Origin of the sequence: Pseudonocardia ammonioxydans (assembly GCF_900115005.1) — a bacterium.
Taxonomy (GTDB): domain Bacteria; phylum Actinomycetota; class Actinomycetes; order Mycobacteriales; family Pseudonocardiaceae; genus Pseudonocardia; species Pseudonocardia ammonioxydans.
Genome location: NZ_FOUY01000017.1, coordinates 1 through 16998 on the forward strand (window position 1 = coordinate 1; position 16998 = coordinate 16998).

Annotated in this window: 14 protein-coding genes; 9 read left to right on the forward strand and 5 right to left on the reverse strand. The window is 74.2% G+C overall.

The window, feature by feature from the left end:
- Positions 1–836: 836 nt before the first annotated feature.
- On the reverse strand, positions 837–1727 hold the full coding sequence (locus BM093_RS17155; RefSeq protein ID WP_093344739.1) for a heme o synthase: 891 nt from the start codon (positions 1725–1727) through the stop codon (positions 837–839).
- Between the two features lie 604 nt (positions 1728–2331).
- Between BM093_RS17155 and tkt the strand changes: the two genes are divergently transcribed.
- The 9 genes from tkt to BM093_RS17200 all read left to right on the forward strand — a co-directional run bounded on the left by tkt (position 2332) and on the right by BM093_RS17200 (position 14120).
- Positions 2332–4452 carry a transketolase gene (gene tkt, locus BM093_RS17160; RefSeq protein WP_093344744.1) on the forward strand — a complete coding sequence of 707 codons (2121 nt, stop codon included), beginning with the start codon at positions 2332–2334 and terminating at the stop codon, positions 4450–4452.
- Between the two features lie 28 nt (positions 4453–4480).
- Positions 4481–5590 (forward strand): transaldolase, encoded by a 1110-nt coding sequence (tal, locus tag BM093_RS17165; RefSeq protein ID WP_093344412.1) that lies wholly within the window; start codon positions 4481–4483, stop codon positions 5588–5590.
- 84 nt (positions 5591–5674) lie between these two features.
- Entirely contained in the window at positions 5675–7702 is a 2028-nt protein-coding gene (locus BM093_RS17170; protein ID WP_143105415.1) for a hypothetical protein, read from the forward strand.
- A gap of 5 nt (positions 7703–7707) precedes the next feature.
- Positions 7708–9249: a glucose-6-phosphate dehydrogenase gene (zwf, locus tag BM093_RS17175; RefSeq protein WP_093344417.1), complete on the forward strand. Its 1542-nt coding sequence runs from the start codon at positions 7708–7710 to the stop codon at positions 9247–9249.
- 46 nt (positions 9250–9295) lie between these two features.
- The gene (opcA, locus tag BM093_RS17180) at positions 9296–10240 is read left to right on the forward strand and encodes a glucose-6-phosphate dehydrogenase assembly protein OpcA (RefSeq protein WP_093344419.1); all 945 of its coding nucleotides are present in this window, start codon (positions 9296–9298) and stop codon (positions 10238–10240) included.
- Positions 10237–11019 (forward strand): 6-phosphogluconolactonase, encoded by a 783-nt coding sequence (pgl, locus tag BM093_RS17185; protein WP_093344421.1) that lies wholly within the window; start codon positions 10237–10239, stop codon positions 11017–11019. The genes opcA and pgl overlap by 4 nt, the downstream gene beginning before the upstream one ends.
- A 75-nt stretch (positions 11020–11094) precedes the next feature.
- On the forward strand, positions 11095–12285 hold the full coding sequence (purT, locus tag BM093_RS17190; RefSeq protein ID WP_093344423.1) for a formate-dependent phosphoribosylglycinamide formyltransferase: 1191 nt from the start codon (positions 11095–11097) through the stop codon (positions 12283–12285).
- A 49-nt stretch (positions 12286–12334) separates the two neighbouring features.
- Positions 12335–13657, forward strand: coding sequence for a patatin-like phospholipase family protein (locus BM093_RS17195; RefSeq protein ID WP_177238532.1), 1323 nt, complete (start codon positions 12335–12337; stop codon positions 13655–13657).
- A 40-nt stretch (positions 13658–13697) separates the two neighbouring features.
- Complete coding sequence (locus BM093_RS17200) at positions 13698–14120, forward strand: DoxX family protein (RefSeq protein WP_093344426.1); 423 nt, start codon at positions 13698–13700, stop codon at positions 14118–14120.
- Positions 14121–14137: 17 nt separating this feature from the next.
- On the opposite strand, the gene BM093_RS17205 is transcribed toward BM093_RS17200, so the two are convergent.
- Genes BM093_RS17205 through secG form a run of 4 tightly spaced genes read right to left on the reverse strand, consistent with a single transcriptional unit; the run spans position 14138 to position 16883 of the window.
- A complete protein-coding gene (locus BM093_RS17205; RefSeq protein WP_093344428.1) occupies positions 14138–15397 on the reverse strand; it encodes a TrpB-like pyridoxal phosphate-dependent enzyme in 1260 nt (419 codons plus the stop codon).
- A gap of 11 nt (positions 15398–15408) precedes the next feature.
- A complete protein-coding gene (locus BM093_RS17210) occupies positions 15409–16272 on the reverse strand; it encodes a class I SAM-dependent methyltransferase (protein WP_245773587.1) in 864 nt (287 codons plus the stop codon).
- A complete protein-coding gene (locus BM093_RS17215; protein WP_093344430.1) occupies positions 16269–16610 on the reverse strand; it encodes an RNA polymerase-binding protein RbpA in 342 nt (113 codons plus the stop codon). The genes BM093_RS17210 and BM093_RS17215 overlap by 4 nt, the downstream gene beginning before the upstream one ends.
- A 39-nt stretch (positions 16611–16649) precedes the next feature.
- Complete coding sequence (secG, locus tag BM093_RS17220) at positions 16650–16883, reverse strand: preprotein translocase subunit SecG (protein ID WP_093344432.1); 234 nt, start codon at positions 16881–16883, stop codon at positions 16650–16652.
- Between the last annotated feature and the right edge of the window lie 115 nt (positions 16884–16998).

Genomic DNA, 16998 nt, shown 5'->3' on the forward strand with positions numbered 1-16998 from the left:
ATTTCTTGGTGAAAAGTTCGCGGCGGGCCGCGGGGTGGCCGGGTTGGCGTGCCGGGGTGACACCTGTCGAACCGGCCCGGCCAGCTCTCCGCGGGGCGGGACTGTGCTGATCGACAGGCCCTGGCGCAGTGACGTGCCCGCTTTCGCCCCGCGTCGGGCGGGTAGGTGCTGATCGACAGGCGTTGGTGCAGTGACATGCACGCTCTCGCCCGCGCTGGGCGCGACCGTGCTGGTCAACAGGCCCTGGTCTGGCGACATGCGCGCTTCCGCCCCGGACTGGGCGCGGAAGTGCTGATCAACAGCCTGCGGCGCTGAGGCATGCGCGCTTCCGCCCTCTACTGGGCGGGACGGTGCTGATCGACAGGCCCCGGTGCGTCGAGATGCGCGCTTCCGCCCCGCGACAAGCGGGTAGGTCCTGATCAACAGGCTCCGGTGCGGCGACGCGCACGCTTCCGCCCTCCAGAGGACGAGAGCGTGCCACTCGACCCCCACGGCTCGCCCGGACGCACCCTGTCGCCCCTCGAAGGGCGAGAACGTGCTGCTCGGTACCGACACCCACCCCGACATGCACGCTGTCGCCCATAACGGGCCCTCGGCACCCCGACCCGGCGTGCGCGACGAGCTGCCGGGCAGCGAACCGAACGGCGCAGCCTCCGTGTGCGGACGATTCCCGATGTCCGGAGGTGGCTCGACCTGGCCGGAGGCTCGCACCCGTCCGGACACACCGGCGGCGACACCCGGCCCCCCGGGCGGCGGGTCGTTGAGACACAGTGCGACCGGGGCCGACCCCGACCCCGACCCCACGTGAGCGTCGCCGCCCACGCGGGCACGGGGAGTCAGAACAGGACCGGCAGCCCCAGCGCGGCGTCGACGGCGATGGCCGCGAACAGCACGCACAGGTACAGGTTCGACAGGTGGAACAGCGGCATCGGCGAGACCTCACCGCCCGCCTTGACCTCGCTGTGCAGCCGGTGCGCCTTGAGGATGAAGTAGGCCCCGCTGAGCAGCGCGACGGCCAGGTACACCCACGACGTCGCCGGCAGCAGGAGCAGGCTCCAGGCCACCATCACCCAGCTGTAGACCACGATCCGGACCGACACCGCGGCCGCCGGGGCGACGACCGGCAGCATCGGGACACCGGCCGCGGCGTAGTCCTCGCGGTAGCGCATCGCCAGCGCCCAGAAGTGCGGCGGCGTCCAGAAGAAGATCACGCCGAACATGACCAGCGCGGGCCACTCGACGGTCCCGGTCACCGCGGCCCAGCCGATCACCACCGGCATGCAGCCCGCGGCACCGCCCCAGACGATGTTCTGCGAGGTCCGCCGCTTGAGCAGCAGGGTGTAGACGAGGACGTAGAAGGCGATCGCCGCCAGCGCGAGGACGGCGGCGAGCCAGTTCGTCGTGAACGCCAGCCACACTGAGCTGGCCGCGGAGAGCACCAGCCCGAACACGAGCGCGTGGCTCTTCGGGACCTGCCCCTTCGCCAGCGGACGCCGCGCGGTGCGCTTCATCTTCTGGTCGATGTCGGCGTCGACCACGCAGTTGAGCGCGTGTGCCGCCGCCGCGGCGACGGCACCGCCGATCAGCGTCGCGACGATCAGCCACAGCGACGGGACACCGCGCTGGGCCAGGAACATGGCGGGCACGGTGACCACGAGCAGCTGCTCGATGATCCGGGTCTTGGTCAGGCCCAGGTAGGCCTGCAGCGTGGCGCGGACCCGGGCCATCCGGCCCGTGGGCACCGCGACCTGCGGAGCGTCGAGAACGGGCTCCACCGGCTCCGGGGAAACCGGCGGAACGCCGGGCACTCCGGCACCGGCCGTCGCGGACGCCTCCGTCCGTCCCGGCCGTGCGGACTGCTCCGCCCGGCTCCGCCGCGACGCGGGTGCGCTCACCTGTTCGTACCTCGCTCGGCTCGGCAGTTCGGAATCTGCACCGCCACGATGCACCACCGTGCGGCACAGTGCTGAGAGCCGGGGTCGCTGCGGTGGCGGCGCTCCTCTAGTTCTACAGCGCGTCGATGCTAACCCGTCGCATGCGATCGGGGGCGCCCGGGTAGGCCCGCGTGGGCGTCGCGACCGCCCACCGCGCCGGGCGGCAAAGCCGCAGGCGACAGGCCCGCGCAGTAGGGTGGACGGGAGCCGGGGGCGGCGACGGTGCCGCCGGGTGATCCGGGTCGGAGTACGACAGCCCCGATCCGCACCACACGCGGTGCCGTGTCGCCACCGGGCGGTGCGTGACACACCCGCCGTGACACGCCCGTTGCAGCCTACGGCTCGACCGTCACACGCCGATGCGAGTACAGGAGTCACCGCTTTGTCCGACACCGCCATGTCCCCCCACGCCGGGGACAGCGCCGTCGCCGCGCTCACCCGCGCGCACGTGCCCGACGACTGGACCGACCTCGACCGCAGGGCCGTGGACACGATCCGCGTACTCGCCGCGGACGCGGTCCAGAAGTGCGGCAGCGGACACCCGGGCACCGCGATGAGCCTGGCCCCGCTGGCGTACACGCTGTTCCAGCGGGTCATGCGGCACGACCCGGCCGACCCGGACTGGATGGGCCGCGACCGGTTCGTGCTGTCCGCCGGGCACTCCAGCCTGACCCTGTACATCCAGCTCTACCTCGCCGGCTACGGCCTGGAGCGCGAGGACCTGGAGCAGCTGCGGCAGTGGGGATCGCTGACCCCGGGCCACCCGGAGTACGGCCACACCCGCGGTGTCGAGATGACCACCGGGCCGCTGGGCCAGGGCCTGTCCTCCGCGGTCGGCATGGCGATCGCCGCCCGCCGTGAGCGCGGCCTGTTCGACCCGGACGCCGCCGAGGGCGCCTCGCCGTTCGACCACCAGATCTACGTGATCGCCTCGGACGGCGACATCGAGGAGGGCGTCACCTCCGAGGCGTCGTCGCTGGCCGGCCGCCAGGAGCTGGGCAACCTCACGGTGATCTACGACGCCAACGAGATCTCCATCGAGGACGACACCACCATCGCCCTCAACGAGGACACGGCCAAGCGCTACGAGGCCTACGGCTGGCACGTCCAGGTCGTCGACGGCGGCGAGAACGTCACCGGCATCCTCGAGGCCCTCGAGGCGGCGCGGGCCGAGACCTCGCGGCCGTCGTTCATCATGCTGCGGACCGTGATCGGCTACCCGGCGCCGAACAAGATGAACACCGGTGCCGCGCACGGCGCCGCCCTCGGCGACGAGGAGGTCCGCGAGGTCAAGAAGGTGCTGGGCTTCGACCCGGACCAGAACTTCGAGGTCGACGAGGACGTCCTCAAGCACACCCGGGCCGTCGGCGAGCGGTCCCGGGAGGTGCACGACACCTGGCAGGGCACCTTCGACGAGTGGGCGCAGCGCGAGCCGGAGCGCAAGCGGCTGCTGGACCGCCTCCTCGCCGGTCGCCTGCCCGACGGCTGGGACGCGAACCTCCCGCACTGGGACGCCGACGAGAAGGGCCTGGCCACCCGCAAGGCCTCCGGCGCGGTGCTGGCCGCCGTCGCCGACGCGCTGCCCGAGCTGTGGGGCGGCTCGGCCGACCTGGCCGAGTCCAACAACACCACGATGAAGGGCGCCGACTCGTTCGGCCCGCGCTCCGCCGCGACCGGCATGTGGAACGCCACCCCGTACGGGCGGACGCTGCACTTCGGCGTCCGCGAGCACGCGATGGGCGCGGTGCTCAACGGGATCGCGCTGCACGGCCCGACCCGGCCCTACGGCGGCACCTTCCTGGTCTTCTCCGACTACATGCGCCCGGCCGTGCGGCTGGCCGCGCTGATGAAGACCAACCCGATCTACGTGTGGACGCACGACTCGATCGGCCTCGGCGAGGATGGCCCGACCCACCAGCCGATCGAGCACCTCGCCGCGCTGCGGGGGATCCCCGGCCTGTCGGTCGTGCGCCCCGGTGACGCCAACGAGACCGCCTACGCCTGGAAGGCCGCCCTGGAGCAGGTCGACGGCGGCCCGGTCGGCTTCGCGCTGACCCGGCAGAACGTGCCCACCCTGACCGGCACCTCCGCCGAGGGCGTGGCCCGGGGCGGCTACGTCATCGCCGAGGCCGGCTCCGGCTGGCCCCAGGTGCTGATCATCGCGACCGGTTCCGAGCTGCACCTGGCCCTCGGCGCGCGCGAGGCCCTGGAGGCCGAGGGCGTCGGCACCCGGGTCGTCTCGATGCCGTGTGTCGAGTGGTTCGAGCAGCAGGACGACGCCTACCGCGAGTCGGTGCTGCCCGCGGCCGTGCGGGCCCGCGTCTCGGTCGAGGCGGGCATCGCGATGCCGTGGCGCGGGTACGTCGGCGACGCCGGCCGCTCGGTGTCGATCGAGCACTTCGGTGCCAGCGCCGACCAGGCCACCCTGTTCGAGAAGTTCGGCTTCACCGCCGAGACCGTCGCCGCGGCCGCCCGCGGGTCCCTCGCCGCGGCGGGCACCGCCGGGACGACCGCCTGATCCGGCACCCGATCGCAAGGAGACACGAATGAGCAACGATCGACTCGCCGCACTCGCCGCGGCTGGGGTCTCCATCTGGCTGGACGACCTGTCGCGGGAGCGGCTCGACAGCGGCAACCTGGCCCGGCTGATCGCCGACTGGCACCTGGTCGGTGTCACGACCAACCCGACGATCTTCGCGGGGGCCCTGGCCGACGGTGCCGCCTACGACGAGCAGGTCCGCGAGCTCGCCGCCCGCGACGCCGACGTCGACAGCGCGATCCGCGAGATCACCGTGGCCGACGTGCAGCAGGCCTGCGACGTCTTCTCCGGCACCTGGGAGAGGACCGACGGTGTCGACGGCCGGGTCTCGCTCGAGGTCGACCCGAACCTCGCGCACGACACCGAGCAGACCTACGCCCAGGCGCAGGACCTGTGGAAGGCCGTCGACCGGCCGAACCTGCTGGTCAAGATCCCGGCCACGGAGGCGGGCCTGCCCGCCATCACCCGGGCCACCGCGGACGGCATCAGCGTCAACGTCACGCTGATCTTCTCGGTGGAGCGCTACAAGGCCGTCATGGACGCCTACCTCACCGGCCTCGAGCAGGCGGTGGAGAACGGCCAGGAGCTGTCCCGTATCCACTCCGTCGGCTCGTTCTTCGTGTCCCGGGTGGACAGCGAGATCGACAAGCGGCTGGAGGCGAACGGCAGCGACGAGGCCCTGGCGCTGCGCGGCAAGGCCGCGATCGCCAACTCCCGCCTGGCCTACGCGGCATACCGCAACGCGTTCTCCGGGGCCCGCTGGGAGGCGCTGAAGGCCAAGGGCGCTCACGCCCAGCGGCCGCTGTGGGCCTCGACCGGGGTCAAGAACCCGGACTACCCGGACACGCTCTACGTCTCCGAGCTGGTGGTCGACAACACCGTCAACACCATGCCGGAGAAGACCCTCGAGGCGTTCGCCGACCACGGCGAGGTGCAGGGCGACAAGGTCACCGACACCGCCGGTGCCGCCCAGCAGGTCTTCACCGACCTGGAGGGCGTCGGGGTCGACCTCGACGACGTGTACCGCGTGCTCGAGGACGAGGGCGTCGACAAGTTCGCGAAGTCCTGGACCGAGCTGCAGGACACCGTCCGCCGGCAGCTCGAGGCCGCGAAGTAGCCCCCGAAGTAGAAGCCGCGAAGTAACCGGCGGAGCAGCCGGCGCCGGGGTCACCGGCGCACGATCTGGTTGGTGGAGGGCTGGTTGACGGAGCACTCTCCCGGTGGTGACGGGGCCGATCTCGGCTCCGCCGCCACCGGCGGTCCGTCCGGATCCGCGTCCGGTGCCCCGGTGCGGGTGCTCCTCGCCGGTGAGCCGTTCACCGGCGCGGCCCGGCGCATCGCCGCCGAGCTGGCCGACGAGACGGTGGCGTCCCGGCTGGCCGACGGCGACGACAGCGTCTGGCCGGCGCCCGCGACCGGGGCAGGCCGGGCTCGGCCCGCCCCGGTCGCCGGGAGCGATCCCACCCGGCCGGGTGCCGCGCCCGGCCGCTCCGGCCCGTCCACCGGCTGGGCCGGGCTGGCCCGCCGCTCCCGCCCGCTGAGCGGGCAGATCGCCGCGCTGCGCGAACGGTTCGCGGTCGCCGGCGCGCACCGGGTGCTGCTGGTCGGGACGCCGGACGCCGTCGCGGCCGCGCGGCTCGTCGCCGCCCACTCCCCCGGCAGCACGCGACTCACCGCGCTCGACTCGGCCGACCCGGTGCAGCTCGCGGAGGCGCTCTCCGGCGAGCTCACCGAGACCGTGCTGGTGATCGCCGACGCCACCGGTGACGACCCGGTCGTCGGTGCCGTCGCCCACGCGGTGACCGCGGTGCTCGCCGACGAGGTCGGGCCGGACACCCTCGCCGCCCGCACGGTGCACCTCACCGAGCCGGGCTCCCCGCTGGACACCGCCGGAGCCGGGGACACCACCCCGGTGGTGATCACCCTCGACGCCGACGTACCGGGCCGGTTCGGGGCGCTCGGCCCGCTGGGTCTGGTGCCGGCCGGGCTGGCCGGTGCCGACGTCGCCGGGTTGTTGGCGGGCGCCGTGCCCGCCGAGGAGGCGCTCGCCGCCGACGACCCCGACAACCCGGCGCTGCTGCTCGCCGGCGGCCTCGCCGCTGCCCGCGGGTCGGTGCTGGCGCTGCGCGACGAGGTCCGCTCCCCCGCCGTCACAGCCTGGCTCGCACCGCTGCTGACCGCGGCCGGGCTGGTCGCGGTGCCCGCGGCACCGGACGAGACCGTGCCCCCGGCCGCCGGTGGTACTCCGGGCGGAGGAGACGACGGCGACGACCGGCGCAGTGACAACAGGCGCAGCGACGACCGGCGCGGCGACGACGGCCGCGGCGGCGGCGACCGGCGCGGTGACAACAGGCGCTGTGACGACGGCGACGGCGGGCGCGGTGACGACGGGCACGACGACGACGGCGGCGACCGGGCCGGGGCCCACGGGGACGACCACGACGGCGACGACCACGACGGCACCGCACCGCCCCGGGTCGTCGACGTCCACGCCGACGGCACCGGAGCCGTCCCCCGGGCCGTGAACGGCGCCGTCCGCACCGACGCCGACCCCGGCGCGACGATCGTGCTGTGGCAGGTCGCGGCCGCGCTGGCCGCCCGGGTGCTCGGCACCGACCCGTTCGCCCCGGCGCCGCCGATCCCCCGGACGGGCCCCGCCCCGGACGGGCCCGCGTTCGTCGACGAGGGCGTCGTCGTGCACGCGGGTGACTGGCTCCCGTCCGGGGTGGACACCGTCGCCGGGGCGCTGGACGCGCTCGCCGACGCCGCGCGTGCCGAGGGCGGGCACCTGACCGTCTCGGCCTGGCTGGACCCGGAGTCCGACGCCTCGGTCGGGGTCCTGCGCGCCCCGCTCAGCGCGCGGACGGGACTGCCGGTGGCCTTCGGCTGGGCTCCCGGCAGCCGCAGCGGGGACACCGGCGCGCCGGACCGGGCCGCGCACTGCCACCTCACCGGCGGCGGCCTGGACGACCCGGACGACCTCGCCGACACCGGTCTGCACGGACCGGGTGACGACGCGCTCGTCGCCGGCACCGCGCCGGAACCCTCCGGAATGGATAGCCTGCACGCGGCGCAGGCCCGTGCGGTCGTCGAGGACCAGCGGCGCCGGGGACGCCCGGTGCTGCACCTGCACCTCGCCGACCGGCTGACCGGCCTGGTCACGCTCGCACGGGCCGTCCAGGGCCGTGCCGGCACCGACACGGCCACACTGCACGAGAGAGGCTTCTAGGAGCGATGCCCACCGCGAACGGCGGCCGGACCAACCCGCTGCGCGACCCCCGCGACAAGCGGCTCCCCCGCATCGCGGGTCCCTGCGGACTGGTGATCTTCGGGGTGACCGGGGACCTGTCCCGCAAGAAGCTGATGCCGGCCATCTACGACCTCGCCAACCGCGGCCTGCTGCCGCCCGGTTTCGCCCTCACCGGCTTCGCCCGGCGGGACTGGGCGACCGAGGACTTCGGGCAGGTCGTCTACGACGCGGTGCGCGAGCACGCGCGCACCCCGTTCCGCCAGGAGGTGTGGGACCGGCTCGCCGAGGGCCTGCGGTTCGTGCAGGGCAGCTTCGACGACGACGCCGCGTTCGACGAGCTGGAGCGCACCGTCCGTGAGCTCGACGAGGTGCGCGGCACCGGCGGCAACCACGCGTTCTACCTGTCGATACCGCCCTCGGCGTTCCCCGTGGTGTGCAAGCAGCTCGCCCGCTCCGGGCTCTCCGGCTCCTACGAGGACACCTGGCGCCGGGTGGTGATCGAGAAGCCGTTCGGCCACGACCTGGAGTCGGCCAAGGAGCTCAACGCGATCGTCAACGAGGTCTTCCCCGAGGACTCGGTGTTCCGCATCGACCACTACCTCGGCAAGGAGACCGTGCAGAACGTGCTCGCGCTGCGGTTCGCGAACCAGCTGTTCGAGCCGATCTGGAACGCCAACTACGTCGACCACGTCCAGATCACCATGGCCGAGGACATCGGCCTGGGCGGGCGGGCCGGCTACTACGACGGCATCGGCGCGGCCCGCGACGTCATCCAGAACCACCTGCTGCAACTGCTCGCCTTCACCGCGATGGAGGAGCCGACCTCGTTCTCCTCGGACGAGCTGCGCGCCGAGAAGACCAAGGTCCTCAAGGCGGTCAAGCTGGCCCAGCCACTGGACGAGACGACCGCCCGGGGCCAGTACGAGGGCGGCTGGCAGGGCGGCGAGGAGGTCCCTGGGCTCAAGGAGGAGGAGGGTTTCAACCCCGAGTCCACCACCGAGACCTTCGCCGCGATCACCTGCGAGGTGGAGAACCGCCGCTGGGCCGGCGTGCCGTTCTACCTGCGCACCGGCAAGCGGCTCGGGCGCCGGGTCACCGAGATCGCGGTGATCTTCAAGCGGGCCCCGCACCTGCCCTTCGACGCCACGATGACCGAGGAGCTCGGGCAGAACGCCATGGTCATCCGGGTGCAGCCGGACGAGGGGGCGACGATCCGGTTCGGCTCCAAGGTGCCCGGCAACCAGATGGAGGTCCGCGACGTCACGATGGACTTCGGCTACGGCAACGCCTTCACCGAGTCCTCGCCCGAGGCCTACGAGCGGCTCATCCTCGACGTGCTGCTCGGCGAGCCGTCGCTGTTCCCGGTGAACGAGGAGGTCGAGCGGTCCTGGGAGATCCTCGACCCGGTCCTCGAGCACTGGGCGTCGCTGCCGCAGGGGCCCGACGGCTACCCGGCCGGGTCCTGGGGCCCGGACTCCTCCGCGGAGATGCTCGCGCGCACCGGCCGGCAGTGGAGGCGCCCGTGAGTGCTTTTCGCGGTCCGGGCAACGACAACCACTCACGGGACCATTGATGATCATTGATCTGCCGTCGAGCAACACCTCGGCTGTGAACCGCAAGCTGGTCGAGCTGCGCGAGTCGGGCGGCGTCTTCGCCCTCGGGCGGGTGCTCACCCTGGTCGTCGTCACCGACGACGGGCCGGACCTCGAGCGCGCCATCGACGCCGCCAACGCCGCCAGCCGGGAGCACCCCTGCCGGGTGATCGTCCTGGCCCGCGGGCAACGCCGGGCCTCCCCGCGGCTCGACGCCCAGATCCGGGTCGGCGGCGACGCGGGCGCCAGCGAGGTCGTCGTGCTGCGCGGCTACGGCGCGCTGGCCGCCGAGGACGCCGGCGCCGGCATGGTGATGCCGCTGCTGCTGCCGGACGCCCCGGTCGTCGCGTGGTGGCCGGGTGAGGCACCGGCCAAGCCGTCGGAGGACGCCGTGGGCCGGCTCGCGCAGCGCCGGATCACCGACGCACTGTCGTCGAAGAACCCGACGAAGGCGTTCGAGCAGCGCCGTCGCGACTACGCCCCCGGCGACACCGACCTGACCTGGACGCGGCTGACGCACTGGCGGGCCCAGCTCGCGGCGGCCCTGGACATGCCGCCCTACGAGGAGATCGGCTCGGCCGTCGTCGCCGGGGAGCCGGTGTCGCCGTCGACCGAGCTGGTCGCCGGCTGGCTGGCGTCCGCGCTCGGGGTGAAGGTGAAGCGCTCGCCGTCGGAGCACGCCAACGGGCTGTCCCTGGTCCGGCTCGTGCGTCCGTCCGGCAGCGTGGAGCTGGCTCGCCCGGACGGCAAGACGGCCCGGCTCACCCAGCCCGGCCAGCCGGAGCGGCTGGTGGCACTCGCCCGCCGCGAGGTCTCGGACTGTCTGGCCGAGGAGCTGCGCCGGCTCGACCCGGACGAGGTGTACGAGGAAGCCCTGGCCGGCGTGTCCCAGGTGACGCGCGGCCGTACCCCGGTGAAGGTGTGAGCGTGACCGTCCAGATCGCAGTCCACCCGGACCCCGACACCCTCGCCGCGGCCACCGCGGCGCGGCTCGTCACCACGCTGGTCGACCTGCAGGCACGCGGCACCGTGCCGCGGGTGGTGCTCACCGGCGGCGGGGTCGGCATCGCGTTGCTGCGCGACGTCGCCGCCTCGCCCGCCCGCGACGCCGTCGACTGGGGCGCGGTGGACGTGTTCTGGGGCGACGAGCGGTTCGTCCCGGCCGACGACGACGAGCGCAACGAGAAGCAGGCCCGCGAGGCCCTCCTCGACGCACTCCCCCTCGACCCGGCGCGGGTGCACCCGATGCCGGCCGCACCGGCCGACGGCGGCACCGCCGACGAGGCCCGGGCGGCCGCCGCGGACTACGCGGCGGTGCTCGCCGAACAGGCCGGTCCGGGCGGCGGGATCCCCGCGTTCGACGTCACCCTGGTCGGCATGGGCGGGGAGGGCCACACGTTGTCGGTGTTCCCGGACTCCCCCGCCGTGCACGAGCAGGACGCCACCGTGGTCGCGGTGTTCGACTGCCCGAAGCCGCCACCGACCCGGATCTCGCTGACCCTCGCGGCGGCGCGGCGCTCCCGCGAAGTGTGGGTGGTCGCGGCCGGCGCGGCCAAGGCGCCCGCGGTGGCCGGGGCGCTGGCCGGGGCGCCGGAGACGGAGCTGCCGGTCGGCGGGGCGCGGGGTACCGAGGTCACCCGCTGGCTGCTCGACACCGAGGCCGCCGGCGCGCTGCCGCAGGACCTGCGCCCGCGGATCTCCTGACCGGCGCGACGGCCGGTGTGAGATCGCGCCCGTCGACCGGGTCCGGGCGGGGGCGCTCCGGTTAGGGTCCGGCGCATGCGCATCGGCACCCCGCTCGGCCCGGACCCCACCCGCGTGCTGCTGCTCGGCTCGGGCGAGCTGGGCAAGGAGGTCGCGATCGCCTTCCAGCGCCTCGGCGTGGAGGTCGTGGCGGTCGACCGCTACCCGCACGCGCCGGCCCACCAGGTGGCGCACCGGTGGCACGCGATCGACATGACCGACCCGGTCACGCTCGCGACCCTGATCGAGCAGGAGTCGCCGGACCTGATCATCCCGGAGATCGAGGCGCTCGCGACGAACGCCCTGGTGGAGATCGAGGCCGCGGGCACCACGGTGGTACCGACCGCGCGGGCGGCGCAGCTGACCATGGACCGGGAGGGCATCCGCCGGCTCGCCGCCGAGAAGCTGGGCCTGCCGACCTCGCCCTACGCGTTCGCGGACACCCTCGAGGAGGTCCGGGCCGCGGTCGACGAGGTCGGGCTGCCGTGCGTGCTCAAGCCGGTCATGTCCTCCTCCGGTAAGGGCCAGTCGCTGCTGCGTTCGGCCGACGACGCCGAGGCCGCCTGGGAGCACGCCCGTACCGCCGGCCGGGTGCCCAACCCGCGGGTGATCGTCGAGGGCTTCGTCGAGTTCGACTACGAGATCACCCAGCTGACCGTGCGGCACGCCGGCGGCACGGCGTTCTGCGAGCCGATCGGCCACCGCCAGGAACACGGCGACTACGTCGAGTCCTGGCAGCCGCAGCCGATGTCGCAGGCCGCGCTCGCCGCCTCCCAGGACATCGCCGGGCGGGTCACCGACGCGCTCGGCGGGCTCGGGGTCTTCGGGGTCGAGCTGTTCGTCCGCGAGGGCGCCGAGCCCGAGGTGCTGTTCTCCGAGGTCAGCCCGCGCCCGCACGACACCGGGCTGGTCACGCTGGCCACCCAGCGGCTCTCGGAGTTCGAGCTGCACGCCCGCGCCGTGCTCGGCCTGCCGGTGGACACCGGCCTGCGTACCCCCGGCGCCTCCGCGGTGGTCTACGGCGGCGCGGACATCGAGGCTCCCGGCTACACCGGTGTCGCCGAGGCGCTCGCCGTCGAGGGCGCGGACCTGCGGCTGTTCGGCAAGCCGCACGCGACCGAGCGGCGCCGGATGGGTGTCGCCGTCGCCCACGCCGACGACGTCGACACCGCCCGCGACCGCGCGACCCGGGCGGCCGGGCTCGTGCACCCCGTCCCGCGCGGCTGAGCGGAGCGGGCGGTCCGCGCGGGTACCGTCGGGTCCGGAGGTGGGTGAGATGACCGGGCGCACGGGACTCGTGGTGGCGGGCGCCGGAGCCCGGGGAGCCTACGAGGCGGGCGTGCTGACCGAGCTGCTGCCCCGGCTCACCCACACCTGGTCCGCGCCCTCGATCCTGGTCGGGACGAGCGCCGGTGCCCTGAACGTGGCCGCGCTGGCCGGCCTGACCGGCACCGACCCGCAGGACGCGAGCGCCGAGCTCGTGTCGCGCTGGGAGTCGGTGCGCACCGACGAGGTGATTGCGCTGCCGTCGTCGGCGCTGGAGGCGGGTGCCGCCTACGCCGGGGACCTGCTCGGCCTCCCGTCGTGGCTGCGGCGGGCGCTGGGGCTGCCGGACCGGGTGACCCGGCTGCTCGACGCCGAGCGCCTGCGCCCGGTCGTGGAACGCGTCGTCGACTGGGGCCGACTGCACCACGCGATCGCCCGCGGCCCGGTGGACGCCGTCGGTGTCGCCTGCACCTCGGCCGGGACCGGGGGGACGGTCGTGTTCGTGGAGCGCGGGCCGGGGGTACCCCTACCGCCGTACGACCCGGGCCGCGACATCCGCTACGTCGACACCCGGCTCACCGCCGACCACCTGCTCGCCTCCGCCGCGGTGCCGGTGCTGTTCGCCCCGCGCCGGCTCGACGACGGCTGGTACCTCGACGGCGGGGTGCGGCTCAACACCCCGCTCAAGCCCGCGTTGCGGCTCGGGGCGGACCGGATCGGGGTCGTCGCGACCACGCCCGCGGTGCCGGTCCCGGAGGGCCCGGCACCGCCGGAGCACGCCCCCGACGTCTACGCCGTCGCGGCGCTGGCGCTGCGGATCGTCCTCGGGGCCGGGGTCACCGAGGACCTGCGGACGCTGCGCGCGGTCAACGAACTGGTGGAGCGGGGTGCCGACGACCGGCACGCCCGGATCGGGACCTGGTTCGCCGGGCCGCCCGCGGACCGGGGTGCCGAGCTCGCCGCGCTGGCCGCCGAGGTGCGCCGCCGCGAGTACGGCGGCCTGCGCGCGCTGCGCAACCCGTCGCTGTTCGTGCTGGAACGCCTGGTCGGCGGCGGGGTACCGGACGTCGACTCCACCGACGGGGCGGAGCTGCTCAGCTTCCTGTTCTTCGACCGTGCCTTCGCCTCGGCCGCCGCCGCGCTCGGCGCGGAGCACGCCGCGACAGCGGTGGCACCGGACTCGGCGGCACAGGACTCAGCGGCACCGGACGCAGCGGCACCGGACTCGGCGGCACCGGGCGCAGCGGCACCGGGCGCAGCGGCACCGGACTCGGCGGCACCGGGCCGGCGGGCTCCGATGAGTCCGGTGGGCCGGCGCGGTCGGTACTCCTGACGGCGGCCCGCCCGGGGCCGCCCCGGGAGGGGAGCCCACCATGACCACCGCATCCGCACACGGCACCACCACCCCGTCGCGCCGGCGCCCGGTCGCCGGGACCGTCGCACTCTGGGTGCTGCAGGTCCTGCTCGCCGGGGTCTTCGTGATGGCCGCGCTGCCCAAGGTGAGCGGCGACCCGATCGCCGTCGCCGGGTTCGAGCTGCTCGGCCTCGGCGTCCCCGGAATGATCGTCGTCGGCTGGCTGGAGCTCGCCGGCGCGGTCGCCCTGCTGGTGCCCCGGCTGTGCGGGCTCGCCGCCACCTGCCAGGTGGCACTCATGATCGGGGCCGTCTCGGTCACCGCGGTCCTGATCCCGGAGATGATCGCGTTCCCGGCGGTGACCCTGGTCGCGGTCTGCGTGGTCGCGTGGTTCCGCCGCCACGACACCGCCGCGCTGTTCCGGGCCCTGCGCCGCGGCTGACCCGCAGCCGTACGGGCTCAGCCCATCTCGTCGGTGAGCCGGCCGTGGTTGTGGTCGTCGTAGGCGGCGAGGTCGAGGAAGCCGTGCCCGGAGAAGTTGAACAGGATGACCTTCTCCGCACCGGTCTCCTTGGCGGCGAGCGCCTCGTCGATCGCCGCCGCGACCGCGTGCCCGCACTCCGGCGCCGGGATGCGGCCCTCGGTGCGGGCGAACCGGACCGCCGCCTCGAACACCTTCCCCTGCGGGTAGGCGGTGGCCTCCATCCGGCCGTCCTTGACCAGCGACGACACCAGCGGCGAGCTGCCGTGGTAGCGCAGCCCACCGGCGTGGATCGACGGCGGCACGAAGTCGTGCCCGAGGGTGTACATCGGCAGCAGCGGGGTGAGGCCCCCGACGTCGCCGAAGTCGTAGTCGTAGCGGCCCTGGGTGAGCGTCGGGCAGGACAGCGGTTCCACCGCGACCAGCCGGACCCCCGCGTCCGGGACGAACGGGAAGGTGATCCCGCCCAGGTTGGAGCCGCCACCGCAGGACCCCACGACGACGTCCGGCAGGCCCTCCCCGGCCTGGCCCAGCTGTTCCCGTGCCTCCAGGCCGATCACCGTCTGGTGCAGGAGCACGTGGTTGAGCACCGAGCCCAGCGCGTAGTGGGTGTCGTCGCGCCCGACGCAGTCCCGCACCGCGTCGGAGATCGCCGAGCCGAGCGAGCCCGGCTGGTCCGGTTCGTCGACCGGGGACGGCACGACCTCGCCGCCCCAGGTCTCGATCGCGATCCGGCGGTAGGGCTTCTGCCCGTACGACGCGCGCACCATGTAGACCTTCAGGTCCAGCCCGAACTGGGCCGCGGCGAACGCCAGCGCGGTGCCCCACTGGCCGGCGCCGGTCTCGGTGGTGAGCCGCTTCGTCCCCTCGCCCGCGTTGTAGAACGCCTGCGCCACCGCCGTGTTGGTCTTGTGGCTGCCGGACGGCGAGACCGACTCGTCCTTGTAGTAGATCCGCGCCGGGGTACCGAGCGCCTGCTCGAGCCTGCGCGCCCGCTGCAGCGGCGTCGGCCGCCAGAGCTTGAGGATGTCGAGCACCTCGCCGGGGACGTCGATCCACGGCTCGTCGCTGACCTCCTGCTCGATCAGCGACATCGGGAACAGCGGCGCGAGGTCGTCGGGACCCACCGGCTCCCGGGTCCCCGGGTGCAGCGGCGGCTGCGACGGGCTCGGCAGGTGCGGGACGACGTTGAACCAGGCCGAGGGGATCTGCTCCGGGGGCAGCGTCCAGCGGGTCATACCCTGGGAACCTATCTCGGACGGGGCGCGGGGCCCGCGTGGGGAGCGGTCCCCTCGATCCGGACCGCCACCTGCTCGTGGTCGTGGGTGTAGCAGGCGTAGCGGTGGCGCACCCCGTGCTTCTCGGCGTACTCCCACCACGCGCGGGCCTCGTGGCGCTCCCAGTCGGGGAAGTTGAAGAACTCGTCGAACAGCACGATGCTGCCCGGCCGCAGCCGGGGGCCGACGGCCTCCAGCACAGTCACGGCCGAGGAGTACAGGTCGGAGTCGACGTGCAGGAAGTCCACCGGGCCGGGGTGGGTGGCCAGGAACCGGTCGAGGGTGTCGTCGAACAGGCCGACCACCAGCTCGGCACCCGGTACCTCGGGCAGCTCGGCGAGGTCGTCGAAGGCGCCGGCCGGGAACCCCGGCCGCCAGTTCTCGGGCAGGCCGGTGAACGTGTCGAAGCCGTGGACCCGTCCGTCCCCGCGGTGCGCGGCGATCGCCCGCAACGTCTCCCCGCGGTAGACGCCGAACTCCAGCGCCATCCCGCCGGTGGGCGCCAGCCCGAGCGCGTGCTCCAGGGTCGCCTCGGGGCCGGACAGCGGGACCGCGTCGCCGAGGTGCTCGCGCACGAACCGGGCGGTGCCGGCGACGACCTCCCGCTCGGTGGCGGCGATCGTGTCACGGCGGTCGCGGATCTCCACCGCGCGGATCTCCGCGACGGCGCGGTCGACCTCGCTGCGGACGCGGGCGTCCAGCTCGTCGCGCAACGCGGCCAGCTCGGAACGCAGCACGGCCGTCTGCGCGGCGGTGTGCCGGGCGAGTGCCTCGTCGAGCAGCCGCCCGGCCCGGCGCCGGGCCCGCAGCAGCAGGGCACCCGGGCCCGCGATCACAGCTCCCGCGACGCCCGCAGCCGACCGAGGGCCTCCTCCAGGATGGCCTCGCCGTCGGCGTCGCTGCGCCGCTCCTTCACGTACGCCAGGTGCGTCTTGTACGGCTCGGTGCGCGGCGCGGCCGGCGGGTTCTGGGCGTCGCGCCCGCCGGGCAGGCCACAGCGCGGGCAGTCCCAGGTCTCGGGGACCTCGGCGTCCGCGGAGAACCACGTGTTGTTGACGTGTCCGTTCGCGCAGTAGAACGGGATCCGCTCGCGTGCGGCGGTCTCACCGCGCTCGGACTCCCCCATCGGACCGGCCCCGACCCGGGTGCCGCGGATCGCGTTGCCACCAGCCATCTCGGTGTCCCCTCTCGCTCGCCCTGCGGCCGTCGCCGGTCAGGACCCGGCCAGCATGAGGCCGTTGCCGACCACCGCGATGAACCAGATCAGCCCGACGAAGACGGTGTAGCGGGCGACGTTGCGGTCCGCGGCGGCCGAGCCCGACAGGCTCGACTGGACGCCGCCGCCGAAGAGACTGGTCAGTCCCCCGCCCTTGCTGCGCTGCAGCAGGATCAGCGCGATCAGCAGCAGGCTGGTCACGATGAGGATGATCTGCAGGGTCAGGATCACGGGCAATTCCCAATCTTGCGGTCGCTCGCCGGAGTGGCCGAGGATACTCCGCTCGCCGGTGCAGCCGCGCCACACCCCCGACGAGCGGAGCCGCGGCCCGGCGTACCGGGCCGCG